The organism is Staphylococcus gallinarum, from assembly GCF_000875895.1.
In the GTDB taxonomy this organism is placed as follows: Bacteria; Bacillota; Bacilli; order Staphylococcales; family Staphylococcaceae; genus Staphylococcus; species Staphylococcus gallinarum.
In genome coordinates this window covers 462,085-478,355 of the sequence record NZ_JXCF01000007.1, presented here as the reverse complement: position 1 = coordinate 478,355, position 16,271 = coordinate 462,085, and the positions used below count along the sequence as shown (strand labels likewise).

Sequence of the window (16,271 nt, the reverse complement as noted above, 5' to 3'; positions counted from 1 at the left end):
ATATTAGGATGGCAATCTAATATAACAAGTATACTAAATTGTGTGGAATAATCTTAGTTGTTGATACTCGATGTCTTCCACATTTTTAGTATATCAATCGAAATATTATATTGCAATATCATTACATTATAATATTTTTATAGTAAAATTTATTTTTATAATTTTTGTTTTTGCAATGAAATGGCTCGATTATTGCGTATGATTAGTTCTAACAAATGTGCTAACGAAATAGTGTCATTATAACTACCGAACTATCTTTAAAAAAGCGTTTATTGAAATACATTTATTTCAATAAACGCTTTTGTCTTACAATGTGGTTTTTAAAATTAATTTATTATGATAATGCGATAATAATTTGTGAGATACCTATAATCACAAATACGAACGCAAGTACAAATGATACTAGCACAGCTGCAATTATAGGGTTAAATAATAAAAGTATCCCCAAAATTATTTCTAAAATATTAATAAAAATAGAAATCGTGTGTAATAAACGATTAGATCTCTCGAGCTGTGTAACTGTAAATATAGCTAAAACTGCATGAATAATAAACCAAACAGCAAATAGATAAATGATAAATGTAGTACTCGTAACAATATTAAGCATAATGACAATACCGATAATAATATTAATAACAGCAGTTAGCATTATGAATACTGAATTTTGATTTGTATGTTTCCTCATATTAAAGCTCATCACAAGCTCCATAAAGCCATTGATTATAAATAATAGTCCAATTAGCCAAGTAATAACGAAGAGATTTTCTTGAGGAAAACTCATGATAAAAACTGCTATAATCAGGAAAATCACACCAACAACTAAACTTGGCCATTTGATTCGATTGTTTTGACTCATTTTAGTCACTCCTAAGTTAATAATAATAACAGTATAAACATATATAATGTAAATGCAACCATAAAATATAAATAACCATAAATATGTTATGTAAACCTATAGTAGTTAATTTTTATTTTAAAACCAGTTAACTAAGGATTGTTCCATCATGTTATTTATATATCATAAAAATGTCAGCCGTATAAGAATGTATCTAGCAGCATGTTGCGTGTTCGATATTATGACGCTGAGATTGCAATTTCTGAGCATCGGAAATTAATTTTACGTGTCATTGTACGTTGAATGTAATATAGAATCACATATAGCATGATGAGCAATAATGCATTTGGTTGTCTGAGTATTATGGATATAATTAAATCTTAAAAATTAGAATGTTGTGGCGTAAAATTTTTGAGATTGCGAGTTAATTCGCAATATATGGATTAGATCGTTGTAAGTTTATAAGGACGATAAATCGTTCAGTAATAATAAGCAACATGTATGAGCAGTTATAAACGTTTAATATATTAAACATGAAATTACATTAAATATAACTAATGGACAGTTAAAGTCATTGATTCATATGACTTACTTTGAATTTTTGTTTTTAGTTTACATAATATATATTATAGGAAGTTATGTGCAGTGATTGAAAAGTGCGCATTATAACCCTATTTCATCTATCGTACTGTTAATTTGCATCAACGTCTATCATATCATTCATTAGTAAATTTCAATTTTTAAAATTATAGATAATCCTGTTCATTAATTATTGGTTGCTTTCTATAGTTGAAATTATGTTATTATTTAAGACTTGATTTCAGTTACTAAATCCAATAAATATAATTTAGCTTGCTAATGCTTATAAATCTAATTCATCACATTTTATAAATTCAAATTCGAGTCATTTAACTAATAAAATTATTCATATTATTTAAATTGTTGATAATTCTAATCAGAATCTTGTTCAAGCTCATTCTTTTAAGACATTTTTCTCTAAAGTCAAAATGCTATTCAATTCCATATGTTTGTATTTGAACAATCCTGTAAATTTTGAATAATAAATCACTAGCATCTAAGTTAACCTGCTTTAAGCAAGTATATTTTATTGATTGTCCTATATTTAACTATTATTTTGCATTCAGTAATAGTTAAATTTTTGATATACATTTATCTCCTATGATTGTGAGTTTGTACTTATTAATGTAGTTATTATCATTGGTTTGTTAGATTTTACATATTTTCTGCAAAAAGTGAATTATTCTGCAATCAAAGTAATAGTATAAAACTAAGTTTTTAAAAATCTAATTGATAACACTTTTCAATTAGGATATAATAAAAGCTATTATAAGGAGGATAAAGTAATGAAGAAAATATTGTTTGTAGTTTTATGTTTTGCTGTGATGTTAGCAGCGTGTGGTTCCAATTCAAATGAAAAAGCAGAAAAAGATCAAAAAACAGTTAGTATTAAACAAACTTATGAATTTAAAGATAAAAATAAAGATCATAATCGTGGGAAAATGAAAACAGAAAAAATTAAAGTTCCTGAAAATCCTAAACGTGTTGCAGTTATGGATTATGGTGCTTTAGATATTATGAAATCATTGAAATTACAAAATAAAATCGTAGCAATTTCTAAAGGTCAAGGTGCATCTTTTTTACCTAAGAGCTTGAATGAGTTTAAAGATAAAAAATATACAAATTTAGGTAATCCAGGTCAACCAGATTATGATGCTTTAGCTAAAACAAAACCAGATGTAATATTTGCTTCATTTAGACAGGCACATACAAAGACGCTAGATGAAATGAAAAAAGCTGCTCCTAAAGCCAAAATAGTATTTGTAAGTCCAGATAATGATAATTACATAAAATCTATTAAGCATAATACACAAAATATTGGGAAGATCTTTAATAAAGAGCAACAGACAGATAAATTAATTTCAAAATTAGATGATAAAGTTAATGAAACTAAAAAGAGTATAAACAATGATCGTGTACTGTTCTTAAATGTAGATGATAAAGGAATTAAAGCATTTGCAGATAGTGGTAGATTTGGAGGCTTTTTAAACAAAGATTTAGGCATCAAACATGCTGATCCGAAAATGAAAGCAAATTCAAGTGGTATATTAGTTTCAAATGAATATCTTGAAAAACTTAACCCTGATAAAATTTTTGTTATTGATAGAACAAAAGATTTAAAGCAAGATAAACAGCATATTCCTCAGACGTTGAAAAATCCTGTAATAAAAAATGTGAAAGCTATCAAACAAAATGATGTAACCCCTTTTGAATCGAATGCATGGTTCTTTGGTGAAGGTGGCATCAATTTAACAATCGAACAATTAAACAATATACAACAAGCATACAAAAAATAATTATACTAAAAAACTACGGTAATCCCTAATAATAAGGATTACCGTAGTTTTTATTATTTATCGCTTTCTATAGTGTTTATAATCTTCCATATGTTCTTCTGGAATTCCCCCACGTTTAGCAATAGCTTTTTGCATTTTCTTCTCTTTACGTTTGCGTCGAAAATCTCGTGTGAAATACCAAATTAAAAAACTAATAATCAAACTGACTATAGCTAGAAATGCTGCATAACCAAGTAGTGGTTCATAAGTAATATCTTGGAAGTTTGGAATTAAGAATGCTGCAACACCCAAGACGATAAATGTAATAATTGCAGGTGCAAACCATTTGTTTAAAGCAAGATTACAAAATAAAGTTAATATTATCATAGCTCCAATTGTAATCCATAAAAAATTAGGCATATCCATTATTGTCATTTGGAGCACTCCTTAGATTGATTTTTTAAAGGTTCTACTTTCTTTATTATCTATAAGTATACTATATCTTTATTCATAACTGTTCAGACTTCAGTAGTATGATTTTATATTAAAATATTCAATTTATTAGGTCAAATATAATTTTTAATATATTTTCTGAATTAAAATCTTCTATATAAATAAAATGCCTTACATGTTCCTTTAATCTGATTCGAATTGGTTAATGCCTCGCATTGTATTTTAAACATTAAATTCATGTATAATGAAATATGTATGATATAACGTAGTGATAAAGGAGTTGTTAACATGGGTAAAGCATTACCTTTTAGAAATGATGTCCCTACAAATGAAACTTGGGACACTACAGATTTGTTCTTATCAGATCAACAATTTTATGAAATGATTGAACAGACCATAACAGATGCTAAAGCGTTTAATCAAAATTACAGTGGACGTTTAACAGACATAGATTTAATTGAAACAGCATTAGATGAATATGCAAACATACTGATAAATCTAGACAAAATGGCAAATTTTGCTGAATTAAGACTAAGTGTTGATACGACAAATCCTACAGCTCAAACATTAAGTTCGAAATTTTCTACAAGTTATGGAAAGATTGCAAGTGAGTTAGCATTTGTAGAATCAGAAATTTTAGAACTTAATAGTAATCAATTGGCTCAACTTATTTCAACTTCAAAATATCCTCATTATTTAACTAAATTAAAGCATAGACAACCTTATCTATTAGCACCTGAAGTTGAAAAAACTTTAGCGAGTTTATCCCCTACATTGGATGGCGCTTATGAATTATATGGTATTACTAAAATGTTAGATATTGATTTTGAATCCTTTGAACACAATGGTCAGTCATATCCATTAGACTATGCAACATTTGAAAATGAATATGAAGACAATCCGGATGAGTCATTTAGAACAAAGAGCTTTAAGCATTTTAGTGAGGCGTTGAAAAAATATCAGCATACGACTGCTGCAACTTATAATATGAAGGTTCAACAGGAAAAAATTGAAGCTGATTTACGTGGTTATGACTCGGTTATAGACTATTTATTGCAAGACCAAGAAGTCACACGTGATATGTTTGACCGACAAATTGATGTTATTATGAGCGATTTAGCTCCTATTATGCAAAAATATGCTAAGTTACTCAAACGTGTTCATGGCCTAGACGTAATGAAATTCGAAGATTTAAAGGTCTCAATAGATCCTGAATTTGAGCCTGAGATTTCAATTGAAGATTCAAAGCGCTATATCTATGGTGCGTTGAATGTGTTAGGTAAAGATTACCTTAATATGGTAGAAACTGCATATGAGGATCGTTGGATTGATTTTGCCCAGAATAAAGGTAAAGAAACGGGTGCCTATTGTGCAAGTCCATATGCATCACACTCATATGTGTTTATCTCTTGGACCGGTAAAATGACTGAAACATTTGTATTAGCTCATGAATTAGGTCATGCTGGCCATTTCACATTAGCCCAACACCAACAAAATTATTTAGAATCTGAAGCGTCTATGTATTTTGTTGAAGCCCCATCAACTATGAATGAAATGTTGATGGCAAACTATCTATTTGAACATAGTGATGATCCGAAATTTAAACGTTGGGTTATTGGTTCAATCGTTTCAAGAACATACTATCATAATATGGTTACACATTTATTAGAAGCTGCATATCAACGTGAAGTATATAATAAAGTTGATGCAGGTGAATCACTTACAGCACCACAACTTAATGAAATAATGAGAGATGTTTATAGTCAATTCTTTGGTGATAGTGTGAAGTTAACTGAAGGTGCTGAATTGACTTGGATGAGACAACCACACTATTATATGGGTCTCTATTCTTATACTTATTCTGCAGGATTAACAATTGGTACTGTTATGTCGCAACGAATACAAAATGAAGGACAGATTGCAGTCGAGCAATGGTTAGATACTTTACGCGCTGGAGGAAGTAAGTCCCCTGCTGATTTAGCTAGCATTGCGGGTATAGATATTACTACCGATCAACCATTGAGAGCGACAATTCAATATATAGGTAAATTAGTAAATGAATTAGAGCAACTTACCGATGAAATAGAAGCTACTGACCAATAAATTAACTAACTGCGAAAGTGATATAAAATAAAAATATACGTAGATAGACTTAATGTGTGCCCGTCACTAACAAGTGCGCTACAATTTACTGGTTTGTAAATACTGAACCATACGCATTGCGTATGGTTTTTTTCTATAATAAAAAAGCAAGTAAATGAACAAAAAATCATTTACTTGCTTTTTATTAGGTTATATTTCATAGGATTAATTATATGAATTTCAAATTTGGTTATTGATTATATTATATTCTATTAGTTGGATGATATTGTTTAAATTATTTATTATAGGATTCGTACCTATTTCCAGTGATGAAAAAGTATATGTTTTCTGCAACATTACAAATATGATCACCTATTCGTTCTAAGTGTCTCGCAGCAAGATGGGCTTGACCTGATACAAATGGATCGTTATCAATTAAATAAGTTGTATTAACGATGTTTTTATATAAGTCGTCTATATCATCGTCTCGTTCAATGATTTCTTTGATTAAGGTGATATCATTACTTTTTGCAGCATCGTCTAAATCTTTAAGCATTAATAATGCTAATTTCCCCATCGTATTTAAACGTGTTAACACGTAATTATCGATAATTTTGGCACGTAATCTGATTTCAGCGATACTTGCAGCATTATCACCTATTCGCTCTAAATCAGATGCAATTTTCAATGAAGCCATCATCAATCTCAAATCAGAAGCAATAGGTTGTTGCTTTGAAATTAACATGATTACCTTTTCATTTATATTGGTTTCTTGTTGATTTATTTCTTTATCTTTTTCAATAATTTGTCTCGCGTAATTTCTATCTTCTTCACTTAAAGAGTTTAATGCAAATTCGATATGGCGATACACTTGTATACCTAAGCGACGTAAATCTTTGATTAGGTCTTCGAGTTGACCTTCATATTTATGTCTAATTACGGCCATAGGCATATTAACCAAAACGACCTGAGATATAATCTTCTGTTTGTTTATCTGATGGATTTGAGAAGATTTTATCAGTGTCATCATATTCATTTACATAACCATTTAAGAAGAAGGCAGTTTTATCAGAAACACGAGCTGCTTGTTGCATATTGTGTGTCACGATGATGATTGAATATTTTTCTTTTAACTCTTGAACAAGTTCTTCAACTTTCAATGTTGAAATCGGATCTAATGCAGATGTTGGTTCATCCATTAAAATTACGTCTGGTTCAATAGCTAATGTTCTGGCAATACAAACACGTTGTTGCTGTCCACCTGATAAGCTATAAGCATTTGTATCTAAACGATCTTTTAGTTCGTCCCAAATTGCTGCACCACGAAGTGATTTTTCTACGATTTCATCAAGTACTTTTTTATTTTTGATACCGTGAATCTTTGGCCCATAAGTGATATTGTCATAAATTGATTTAGGAAATGGATTAGGTTGTTGGAATACCATTCCGACATTAGTTCTTAATTTTTCAACTGAATACTTTTCGTCAAAAATGTTTTGATCACGGTATACGATTTTACCAGCTGTTTTAACAGTTGGAACAAGTTCTACCATTCTGTTTAATGTCTTGATATAAGTTGATTTACCACAACCTGATGGACCGATAATTGCTGTTACATTATTCTCTAAAATATCTAGATTAATATTTTTTAGTGCATGATTTTCACCATACCATAAATCTAAATTTTTAGTTGAGTACACGATTTTCTTTTCGCTATCTGGAATTTTATTGTCTTTCTTTTCAGCTTCGATTGTAGTCACAGGCGTTGCGTCGTGATCTGTGTGAGCATCTAGTGCTGATTTTTCTTCGATAATATCATTTTTAGTCATAATTAAAACTCCTTTTATTCAGACTGTTTGCAAATATTGATAAAGCTTTGCAATTTTCCCATTTTAGTCTCTCTATGATTAATATTTTTTACTGTATTTATTTCTTAAGAATATAGCGATAGCATTCATTAATAATAAGATAATGAGTAAGACGATAATTCCTGCAGAAGCAACATTTTGGAACTCATCTTGAGGTAATTTCGCCCAATTATAAATTGCCATTGGTAGTGCTTGGAATTGATCGAATACGCTTGACGGTAAGTTTAATAATACGGTTGGTATACCGATTAATATTAACGGTGCTGTTTCACCTAATGCACGAGATAGCGCTAAGATAAAACCAGTTAAGATTCCAGGAATAGCAGCTGGTAATACAACACGGCGAATAGTTTGCCATTTATTACCACCTAATCCATAAGAAGCTTCTCTAACAGAATTTGGAACGGACCTAATAGCTTCTTGGCTGGCAACGATAATTACTGGCAAGATTAATAGTGACATTGTTAATGCTGCAGCAAGTACTGAGTTACTTAATGCTAAAGCCTCAACGCCCATACCTCTTACAAAAATTGTTAAACCAAGTAAACCGAATACAACTGACGGTACACCTGCAAGGTTAGCGATACAAACTTTAATAAAGTTTGTGAATGCATTATCCTTTGCATACTCTTCCAAGTAAATTGCTGTACCAACTCCTAAAATAATTGAGATAGGAATAATTGTAATCATCAACCAAATCGTACCAATCAATGCACCTTTAACCCCTGCCATTGACGGAGTAGAAGATGAAAAATTAGTAAAGAATGAAGGTGTTAAATGACCTGCACCTTTGATTAGTGTATCTATTAATAGGACGGCCAATACGAGTAATCCAATCATCGTACAACCGAAAAATGCCCATTTATTAATTTTATTTTTTGTTAATCGACTAGATAGTTTTTTCTCGACTGTATTTTGGTTAACTAACGATTTTGAATTATTATTCACTTGTTCCATATTAATACTCCTCTCTAAAGCGTTTCGTAATCCATTGAGATATTAAGTTCATTACAAGAGTGAACAAGAACAATGTGAAACCAACCGCGTAGATACTATAGTAAATATCTGAACCAAATGTAGCATCACCTGTAGCAACTTGAACAATGTAACCAGTCATTGTCTGAATTGAACCTGTTAACTCTAATGTTGAATTTGGTGTACTACCTGCAGCAAGTGATACAATCATCGTTTCTCCAATTGCACGAGAGATTGCTAATACAATTGAAGCCATGATACCAGAAGTGGCAGCCGGTAATACAACCTTCGTTGCAACTTCAAATTTTGTAGCCCCTAATCCTAATGCACCTTCACGCATTTTATTAGGTACAGATGACATAGCATCTTCACTCATACTTGAAATGAGTGGAATAATCATTACACCAACGACAATTCCAGGACTAATTGAGTTAAAACTACCCAACTCTGGGAAAATTGATCTTAGTAACGGTGTTACAAATGTTAATGCAAAGAAACCAAATACAATAGTTGGAATACCTGACAGTATTTCTAAGATTGGTTTAATGATTTTTTTAGAACGTTGCGATGCATATTCACTTAAATATAATGCTGCTCCTAAACCAATTGGTACTGCAACAATCGTAGCGATAAAGGTAATTTTTAACGTTCCTAAGATTAAAGCCCAAATACCATATTCTGGATTAGAAGAAAATGGATTCCAATCTTTAGTGAATAAGAAATCGGTAATTGGAACTCGTGTGAAGAATGTAATTGTTTCAGTTAGTAATGTTACGATTATGCCGACAGTAGTGAGGATTGAAAACAATGCAATAATTCCCAAGATAATTGGAACAAGTTTATTGCTTATTCCTTTTTTATTAGCATTATTTTTAGCGATCATTTCACTTACTGAAAGGTTCTGATTTGCCATAAATTTCCCTTCTTTCTATTAAACTCCCAAATATGAATAAAGGCTGGGATGTTCACATCCGTTAATTTAAGCGTTAGTAAAAACATAACAGCACACGCTATAATTATTAGATGTATTGAACAAGGAATTGGATTGACAAAGTGGCACATAGACCACTTTGTCACCCCTAATCCAGAATCCCAACCTTTAAATATGTTTTAATACTTATTTGTCTTCTTTTTTGCTATCTTCTTTTTTACTTTCTTTACCAATGATGTCATCTAATTTATCTTTTTGTTCTTTGTAGTCTTTCTTAGGTAAAGCGACGAATCCTGCATCTTCAGCTGATTTACCTTTGTCATCGATGACAAATTTCATGAAATCTTGGAATCCTTTGTTATCTTTTAATTTCTTCTCGTTTGTGTAGATGAATAATGGTCTACTTAATGCATAAGAACCATCTTGGATTGTTTTCTTAGTTGGTTCAGTTAACTTACCGTTGTCATCCTTGATTTTAACTTCTTTCAATTTATCTTTATTTTGTTGATAGAAGTTATAACCGAAGTAACCAACACCTTGTTTGTTTTTCTCAACAGATGAAACAATTACGTTTGTATCGGCATTTTTCTCTGCTTTAATATCACCTTTGTCCATAATTTCTTCTGTGAAGAAGTCATAAGTTCCGTGAGATTGGTCAGGTGAAAATGCTTTGATTTCTTTGTCTGGCCATTTAGAGTTAACATCTTTCCATGTTTTTGCTTTACCAGAATAAATTTCTTTTAACTGTTCTTTAGTTAATTCATTTACAAAGTCGTTTTCTTTATTTACTGCAATTGTTACACCATCTTGTGCAATTTTGAATTCATCATATTTGATGCCTTTATCTTCTAATTTTTTCTTTTCTTCATCTTTTATTGGTCTTGAAGCATTTGAGAAATCAGTATTTCCCGAAATGAATTTTTCAAATCCTCCACCAGTACCAGCTGTACCGTTAGATACTGTTACATCTTTATTATCTTTTGCGAATTTTTCATTTAATTTTTCAATGATAGGGCCTACTGTTGACGAACCATCGCCTTTAACTTCCCCGCTACCTTTACCTTCGCCTGAGCCGCTATTACCGCCACCACAAGCACCTAATAAAAGTGAAGCGCCAATTACTGTAGTACCAACTAATTGCCAATTTTTCATTGAAACATCCTCCTAATAGATAAATAACCCATATGTGTTTTATATGTAGTTCTTACAATCCCTATACTACACATCGTTTATTAATTACAAATGAGTTTAATGTAAAAGATATGTTAAGAAAATGTTGATGTTATTTACAAAATTTATAATTGAAATATTTCAGGTGTTTAAATGTACTTGAAAACATTGTCATTTAGCGGTTTCTAATACATTTTTAGGTGTGTGCAATATTACAGAGATTACGTTGAAAATAGTAAATGTTAATAAAAAAACCGAAATACACTACAAATTTGTAGTGTATTTCGGTTGGGAATATAAATATTTATCTATTATATTGTCTTCTTTGTGGCGGGGTTTAGTCTTCTACCCTACTCCATCCCTTTTTAGTTAAAGAGATCTTTCCTGTTTCAATGTTAATTATTTTTTGTTTATATAAATGTCCGATTGCTCGTTTAAATGCACCCTTGCTCATATTGAACACCTCTTTTATCGCTTCTGGACTAGATTTATCCCAAAACGGTAATTCTCCATCGTATTCAACTAATAAGTCAAAGATATGTTGTCCATCATCATCTAAACGTTCATGGGCTAATGGTAAAAATGACCCATTAAGTTCGCCATTGTCATTGTGACCAATAATTCGTACCTCGACATTTTCGCCTAAGCGAGGTTCAGCTTTACGTTCTGATTCGTGAACGAAAATTTTATGCCCTTCTTTTGATAATAGGAAACTACCGATTCTTAATAAACGGTATGGTCTTGCCTCTATTATTTTATTTTGTAATGATTCATCGTGTACAGGCGTATACATTTTTTCGACGATTGTCTCTGATGCTAAACGTGCAAACATATTTTTCTCTCTATCGATTCTTAATGTAACGAGTAATTCGTCACCTTGTGTCGGCCAGACAGTTTTAACTTTTGGTAAATCTTCCCATGGTACTAATACTTCACGAGGTAAACCTACGTCAACATGTGCACCATCTCTGTCTGTTTTTAATACTTTTACAAAATCATACTTATCTGTCGTAATATCAGGCATGTTTTGTGTGGCAAATAAATCTCCTGATCTATTTGGATAAATGAAGAAACTATATTCTTCACCGATTTCTAATTCATCATCATCTTGAATTTCAGATTGATTGAGCTTTACTTCTTCGCCGTTAGGTCCTTTTAATTTATAAGTAGATCCTTCTAAACCGATTACTTCTAAAAACTCAATTGAGCCTACAATATCTTTTTCGTCTCTGGCCATACTTTTCTCCTTCGTACATAAATTTATTCTATATTATTATAACACGCATAACACAAACAAGCATTACTCCATCGAGAATGGTCGAAAGTCCAAGTTAATTGTGTTATAATTTGTCCGGTAGATTAACGAATAAAGGAGTAAATACATGTTACAAGTTACTGATGTAAGTTTACGATTTGGTGATCGTAAATTATTTGAAGATGTAAATATTAAATTTACAGATGGCAATTGTTATGGCTTAATTGGCGCAAATGGTGCTGGGAAATCCACTTTTTTAAAGATTTTATCTGGTGAGTTAGATGCTCAAACAGGACATGTATCTTTAGGGAAAAATGAACGTTTAGCTATTTTGAAACAGGATCATTTCGCATATGAAGAAGAACGTGTAATAGATGTTGTTATTAAAGGACATGAACGTTTATATCAAGTGATGAAAGAAAAAGATGAAATTTATATGAAACCAGATTTCAGCGATGAAGATGGTATCCGCGCTGCGGAATTAGAAGGTGAATTTGCTGAAATGGATGGTTGGAATGCTGAAGCTGATGCAGGCACACTACTTTCTGGTCTAGGTATTTCAGCAGATTTACAAGATAAAACGATGTCTGAGTTAGAAAATAATCAAAAAGTAAAAGTGTTATTGGCGCAAAGTTTATTTGGTGAACCAGATGTGTTATTACTAGATGAGCCTACAAACGGCTTAGATATTCCTGCGATTAGCTGGTTAGAAGACTTCTTAATTAATTTTGAAAATACAGTTATCGTTGTTTCGCATGATAGACACTTTTTAAATAATGTATGTACTCATATTGCAGATTTAGATTATGGTAAAATTAAAGTCTACGTTGGTAACTATGATTTTTGGTATCAATCTAGCCAATTAGCTATGAAAATGGCACAAGATCAAAATAAGAAAAAAGAAGAAAAAATCAAAGAACTACAAGATTTCGTAGCACGATTTTCTGCCAATGCATCAAAATCAAAACAAGCTACAAGTCGTAAGAAACAATTAGAAAAAATAGAATTAGAAGATATTCAACCTTCTTCACGTCGTTATCCATTTGTTAACTTCACACCTGAACGTGAAATCGGTAATGATTTATTGTTTGTGGAAAACCTATCTAAAACTGTAGATGGTGTGAAAGTATTAGACAATATTTCATTTACAATGGATCCAAATGACAAAGCGGTATTAATTGGTGATAGTGAAATTGCTAAGACAACTTTACTGAAAATATTAGCTGGAGAAATGGAACCAGACGAAGGTTCTGTTAGATGGGGTGTAACAACATCACGTAGTTACTTACCAAAAGATAATTCTGAATACTTCGAAGGCGTAAATATGAACTTAGTTGATTGGTTGCGTCAATATGCACCTGAAGATGAACAGACTGAAACTTTCTTACGTGGCTTCTTAGGACGTATGTTGTTTAGTGGTGAAGAAGTTAAGAAAAAAGCAGATGTTTTATCTGGTGGAGAAAAAGTGCGTTGTATGTTAAGTAAAATGATGCTATCAAGTTCGAATGTATTGTTACTTGATGAACCTACTAACCACTTAGATTTAGAAAGTATTACAGCGGTGAATGATGGATTGAAATCATTTAAAGGTTCAATTATCTTTACATCATATGATTTTGAATTTATAAATACGATTGCAAATCGTGTCATCGATTTAAATCCAGAAGGATCTGTTTCTAAAGAAATTCCATATGAGGAATATTTAAAGGAAACAGGCGTTTTAAATAAATAATTTTAATTAGTAAGTAACGTAGTTATCAGTGCAAATTAATGTATTTGATAACTGCGTTTTTTGTTTGTCTCCCCTTTTAATATTACTTTGTGTAGGCAAATTATTTTAAATAGATAATGTTGAGTTATATAATCAACATTGACAAAGTAAATAGGAGGAATAAGTTTATGAAAAATTTGAATTTGCTTGATGGCCAAGTATTGCCACAAATTGGTTTTGGTACATACAAATTAAATGGATCTGAAGGTGTACATGCTATAGTAAATGCCCTTAATCAAGGTTATAGAGTACTTGATACTGCCTATAATTATGAAAATGAAGGTACAGTTGGACGTGCGATAGAAATAAGTCATGTATCTCGAGATCAAATTATTATCACTTCTAAATTACCAGGACGTTATCAAGACTATGATGCTGCTTTAACAGCAATTCAAGAGTCAATTTATCGTTTGAATGTAGATTACATTGATTTATATTTAATTCATTGGCCTAATCCTAAACAAGGTAAATATGTTGAAGCTTGGAAAGCATTAATCGATGCTCAAAAAGCAGGTTTAATTAAATCTATCGGTGTGTGTAACTTTACACAAGAACATATTGAAACACTTGAACGTGAAACAGGTGTCTTACCTGCTGTTAACCAAATCGAACTACATCCTTACTTTAATCAAAAAGAAATGATTCAATTCAACAAAGAAAAAGGTATTGTTACAGAAGCATGGAGTCCACTGGGACGAGCATCAACTGTTATTAATGATGAAAATATTGCTACGATTGCTGAAAAGTACAATAAAACAATTCCGCAAATTATTTTAAGATGGCATGTGCAAAACGGCGTCGTTCCAATTCCAAAATCTACTTCTATTAGCAGACAAATACAAAATAAAGATGTGTTTGATTTCGCATTAACAGATGAAGACCTAGAAAAAATTGATAATTTAACACAACCAGATGGTAGATTAAAAGGACAAGATCCGGATAATTATGAAGAATTCTAATTAGTTAGTTAAATAATACACTATTAAAGTTAAATGGAAATTATATAGTTTAATTTTTCAGTAAATTAGAAAAACTTTGTTGAAAGCAGTTTACATGACATATAACCCTATGTATAATGTGAATCATAAACAAAAATTAAATAGTTTTGATGAGGCGCATCAATCATTAGTAAATTTTAGTAGAACCTGTCTGCTAGCAGCTAATTTTGAAAGGGTGAGATGCCGAAACAGTTATAATAGCAGCTTATAACACGTTGGACTTTATGGTTAAGAGCTAAGAGTCTGTCATTATTTTTAAATAATGGAGTGCATCACTTGTATATATTAATGAACAGGTTCGCAACTCCGGACTTGTTCTTTTTTTATATTACTGTGATTCTCCCCTATCATTGAGGAGGATATAGAAATTGGAAAGAAGTGTTTTAAAATTTGGAGGTTCTTCAGTTAGTGATTTTACTAAAATTAAAAGCATAGCTGAAATGTTAAAAAATAGAGTGGAACAAGGAGAACAATTGATTGTAGTTGTAAGTGCAATGGGTAAAACCACAGATGAGTTAATGGCGAATGTATCATCATTAACTTCTACGCCTAAGGATCAAGAATTAGCGTTGTTACTTACGACGGGTGAACAACAGACTGTTTCTTACCTTTCGATGGTATTGAATGATATCGGTGTTTCGGCAAGAGCGATGACCGGTTATCAAGCAGGTATTAAAACGACCGGACATCATCTGAAGAGTAGAATTGCTGAAATTGACCCCGAAACGTTTAATCAATCGTTTAACCATCACGATGTGTTAGTAGTCGCTGGATTCCAAGGCGTCAATGACGACTTGGAGATAACAACACTTGGTCGTGGAGGTTCAGATACGACTGCAGTAGCTTTAGCAGCTAGCAATCAAACACCGTGTGAAATTTATACGGATGTAGACGGCGTTTATGCAACAGATCCTAGGTTATATAAAGAAGCAAGGCGTTTGGATTATGTTTCATATGAAGAGATGATGGAAATGAGTGCTTTAGGTGCTGGCGTGTTGGAAACAAGAAGTGTTGAACTCGCTAATAATTATAATATTCCACTATATTTAGGAAGAACTTTATCAAATGTGAAAGGAACATGGATTATGCCACAAACTGAGATATTGGAGAAAAAAGCGGTAACAGGCGTTGCTTTAGACACACATATGATGCATGTAACAATCAGTTATCCCCTACCCGATAACAATTTGTTAACAGCATTGTTTAATGAATTAGAAGCGGGGTCTGTTAATGTTGATATGATTTCTCAAATTATTAACTTGGAAGGACTACAAATGTCCTTTACTATAAAAGATACAGATGTATTACAAATTACTAATATTTTTGAATCATTGACTGAACAATACAGTGCTTTAGACTTCAAAATTAATGAAGACTATGTCAAAATTTCATTAATCGGTTCAGGTATGCGTGATATGTCAGGTGTCGCTTCAAAAGCATTTCTTACATTAATTGAAAACGATATTCCTTTTTACCAAACTACAACTTCAGAAATTAGTATTTCAAGTGTGATTGATGCAGATAACGGTGAGCGCGCGGTACATGCTTTATATAAAGCTTTTGAAATCTGAATTTTCTA

At 31.5% G+C, this 16,271-nt stretch carries 13 protein-coding genes and 1 riboswitch; of the genes, 5 read left to right on the top strand and 8 right to left on the bottom strand.

Going from position 1 to position 16,271, the window contains the following annotated elements:
• Positions 1 to 334: 334 nt before the first annotated feature.
• Positions 335 to 856, bottom strand: coding sequence for a DUF308 domain-containing protein (locus SH09_RS06090; RefSeq protein WP_042738734.1), 522 nt, complete (start codon positions 854 to 856; stop codon positions 335 to 337).
• 1,343 nt (positions 857 to 2,199) lie between these two features.
• Here SH09_RS06090 and SH09_RS06085 point away from each other — a divergent pair.
• The gene (locus SH09_RS06085; RefSeq protein ID WP_042738733.1) at positions 2,200 to 3,210 is read left to right on the top strand and encodes a siderophore ABC transporter substrate-binding protein; all 1,011 of its coding nucleotides are present in this window, start codon (positions 2,200 to 2,202) and stop codon (positions 3,208 to 3,210) included.
• 57 nt (positions 3,211 to 3,267) lie between these two features.
• Here SH09_RS06085 and SH09_RS06080 read toward each other — a convergent pair whose 3' ends face one another.
• On the bottom strand, positions 3,268 to 3,624 hold the full coding sequence (locus SH09_RS06080) for a membrane protein (protein WP_042738732.1): 357 nt from the start codon (positions 3,622 to 3,624) through the stop codon (positions 3,268 to 3,270).
• 306 nt (positions 3,625 to 3,930) lie between these two features.
• Here SH09_RS06080 and pepF point away from each other — a divergent pair, with 306 nt between their 5' ends.
• Positions 3,931 to 5,745, top strand: coding sequence for an oligoendopeptidase F (pepF, locus tag SH09_RS06075; protein ID WP_042738731.1), 1,815 nt, complete (start codon positions 3,931 to 3,933; stop codon positions 5,743 to 5,745).
• A 274-nt stretch (positions 5,746 to 6,019) separates the two neighbouring features.
• On the opposite strand, the gene phoU is transcribed toward pepF, so the two are convergent.
• From phoU to cvfB, 6 genes are all read right to left on the bottom strand, one after another.
• Positions 6,020 to 6,670: a phosphate signaling complex protein PhoU gene (phoU, locus tag SH09_RS06070; RefSeq protein WP_042739029.1), complete on the bottom strand. Its 651-nt coding sequence runs from the start codon at positions 6,668 to 6,670 to the stop codon at positions 6,020 to 6,022.
• 7 nt (positions 6,671 to 6,677) lie between these two features.
• Positions 6,678 to 7,553 carry a phosphate ABC transporter ATP-binding protein PstB gene (gene pstB / locus SH09_RS06065; RefSeq protein ID WP_042738730.1) on the bottom strand — a complete coding sequence of 292 codons (876 nt, stop codon included), beginning with the start codon at positions 7,551 to 7,553 and terminating at the stop codon, positions 6,678 to 6,680.
• A 78-nt stretch (positions 7,554 to 7,631) separates the two neighbouring features.
• Positions 7,632 to 8,549 carry a phosphate ABC transporter permease PstA gene (gene pstA / locus SH09_RS06060; protein ID WP_042738729.1) on the bottom strand — a complete coding sequence of 306 codons (918 nt, stop codon included), beginning with the start codon at positions 8,547 to 8,549 and terminating at the stop codon, positions 7,632 to 7,634.
• 1 nt (position 8,550) lies between these two features.
• A complete protein-coding gene (gene pstC, locus SH09_RS06055; protein ID WP_042738728.1) occupies positions 8,551 to 9,480 on the bottom strand; it encodes a phosphate ABC transporter permease subunit PstC in 930 nt (309 codons plus the stop codon).
• Between the two features lie 204 nt (positions 9,481 to 9,684).
• Positions 9,685 to 10,650: a PstS family phosphate ABC transporter substrate-binding protein gene (locus tag SH09_RS06050; protein WP_042738727.1), complete on the bottom strand. Its 966-nt coding sequence runs from the start codon at positions 10,648 to 10,650 to the stop codon at positions 9,685 to 9,687.
• Positions 10,651 to 11,005: 355 nt separating this feature from the next.
• Positions 11,006 to 11,905, bottom strand: a complete 900-nt coding sequence (gene cvfB / locus SH09_RS06045; RefSeq protein ID WP_042738726.1) for an RNA-binding virulence regulatory protein CvfB — start codon at positions 11,903 to 11,905, stop codon at positions 11,006 to 11,008.
• 145 nt (positions 11,906 to 12,050) lie between these two features.
• Here cvfB and SH09_RS06040 point away from each other — a divergent pair, with 145 nt between their 5' ends.
• The 3 genes from SH09_RS06040 to SH09_RS06030 all read left to right on the top strand — a co-directional run bounded on the left by SH09_RS06040 (position 12,051) and on the right by SH09_RS06030 (position 16,263).
• The gene (locus SH09_RS06040) at positions 12,051 to 13,655 is read left to right on the top strand and encodes an ABC-F family ATP-binding cassette domain-containing protein (RefSeq protein WP_042738725.1); all 1,605 of its coding nucleotides are present in this window, start codon (positions 12,051 to 12,053) and stop codon (positions 13,653 to 13,655) included.
• A 167-nt stretch (positions 13,656 to 13,822) separates the two neighbouring features.
• The gene (locus SH09_RS06035; protein WP_042738724.1) at positions 13,823 to 14,653 is read left to right on the top strand and encodes an aldo/keto reductase; all 831 of its coding nucleotides are present in this window, start codon (positions 13,823 to 13,825) and stop codon (positions 14,651 to 14,653) included.
• 141 nt (positions 14,654 to 14,794) lie between these two features.
• Positions 14,795 to 14,973, top strand: a riboswitch (Lysine riboswitch).
• 87 nt (positions 14,974 to 15,060) lie between these two features.
• The gene (locus tag SH09_RS06030) at positions 15,061 to 16,263 is read left to right on the top strand and encodes an aspartate kinase (protein WP_042738723.1); all 1,203 of its coding nucleotides are present in this window, start codon (positions 15,061 to 15,063) and stop codon (positions 16,261 to 16,263) included.
• Positions 16,264 to 16,271: the final 8 nt, after the last annotated feature.

Bases quoted from the DNA above. Each gene is read 5' to 3' on its own strand.
- SH09_RS06090 (WP_042738734.1), bottom strand. From the start codon at position 856: ATGAGTCAAAACAATCGAATCAAATGGCCAAGTTTAGTTGTTGGTGTG.
- SH09_RS06085 (WP_042738733.1), top strand. From the start codon at position 2,200: ATGAAGAAAATATTGTTTGTAGTTTTATGTTTTGCTGTGATGTTAGCA.
- SH09_RS06080 (WP_042738732.1), bottom strand. From the start codon at position 3,624: ATGACAATAATGGATATGCCTAATTTTTTATGGATTACAATTGGAGCT.
- pepF (WP_042738731.1), top strand. From the start codon at position 3,931: ATGGGTAAAGCATTACCTTTTAGAAATGATGTCCCTACAAATGAAACT.
- phoU (WP_042739029.1), bottom strand. From the start codon at position 6,670: ATGGCCGTAATTAGACATAAATATGAAGGTCAACTCGAAGACCTAATC.
- pstB (WP_042738730.1), bottom strand. From the start codon at position 7,553: ATGACTAAAAATGATATTATCGAAGAAAAATCAGCACTAGATGCTCAC.
- pstA (WP_042738729.1), bottom strand. From the start codon at position 8,549: ATGGAACAAGTGAATAATAATTCAAAATCGTTAGTTAACCAAAATACA.
- pstC (WP_042738728.1), bottom strand. From the start codon at position 9,480: ATGGCAAATCAGAACCTTTCAGTAAGTGAAATGATCGCTAAAAATAAT.
- SH09_RS06050 (WP_042738727.1), bottom strand. From the start codon at position 10,650: ATGAAAAATTGGCAATTAGTTGGTACTACAGTAATTGGCGCTTCACTT.
- cvfB (WP_042738726.1), bottom strand. From the start codon at position 11,905: ATGGCCAGAGACGAAAAAGATATTGTAGGCTCAATTGAGTTTTTAGAA.
- SH09_RS06040 (WP_042738725.1), top strand. From the start codon at position 12,051: ATGTTACAAGTTACTGATGTAAGTTTACGATTTGGTGATCGTAAATTA.
- SH09_RS06035 (WP_042738724.1), top strand. From the start codon at position 13,823: ATGAAAAATTTGAATTTGCTTGATGGCCAAGTATTGCCACAAATTGGT.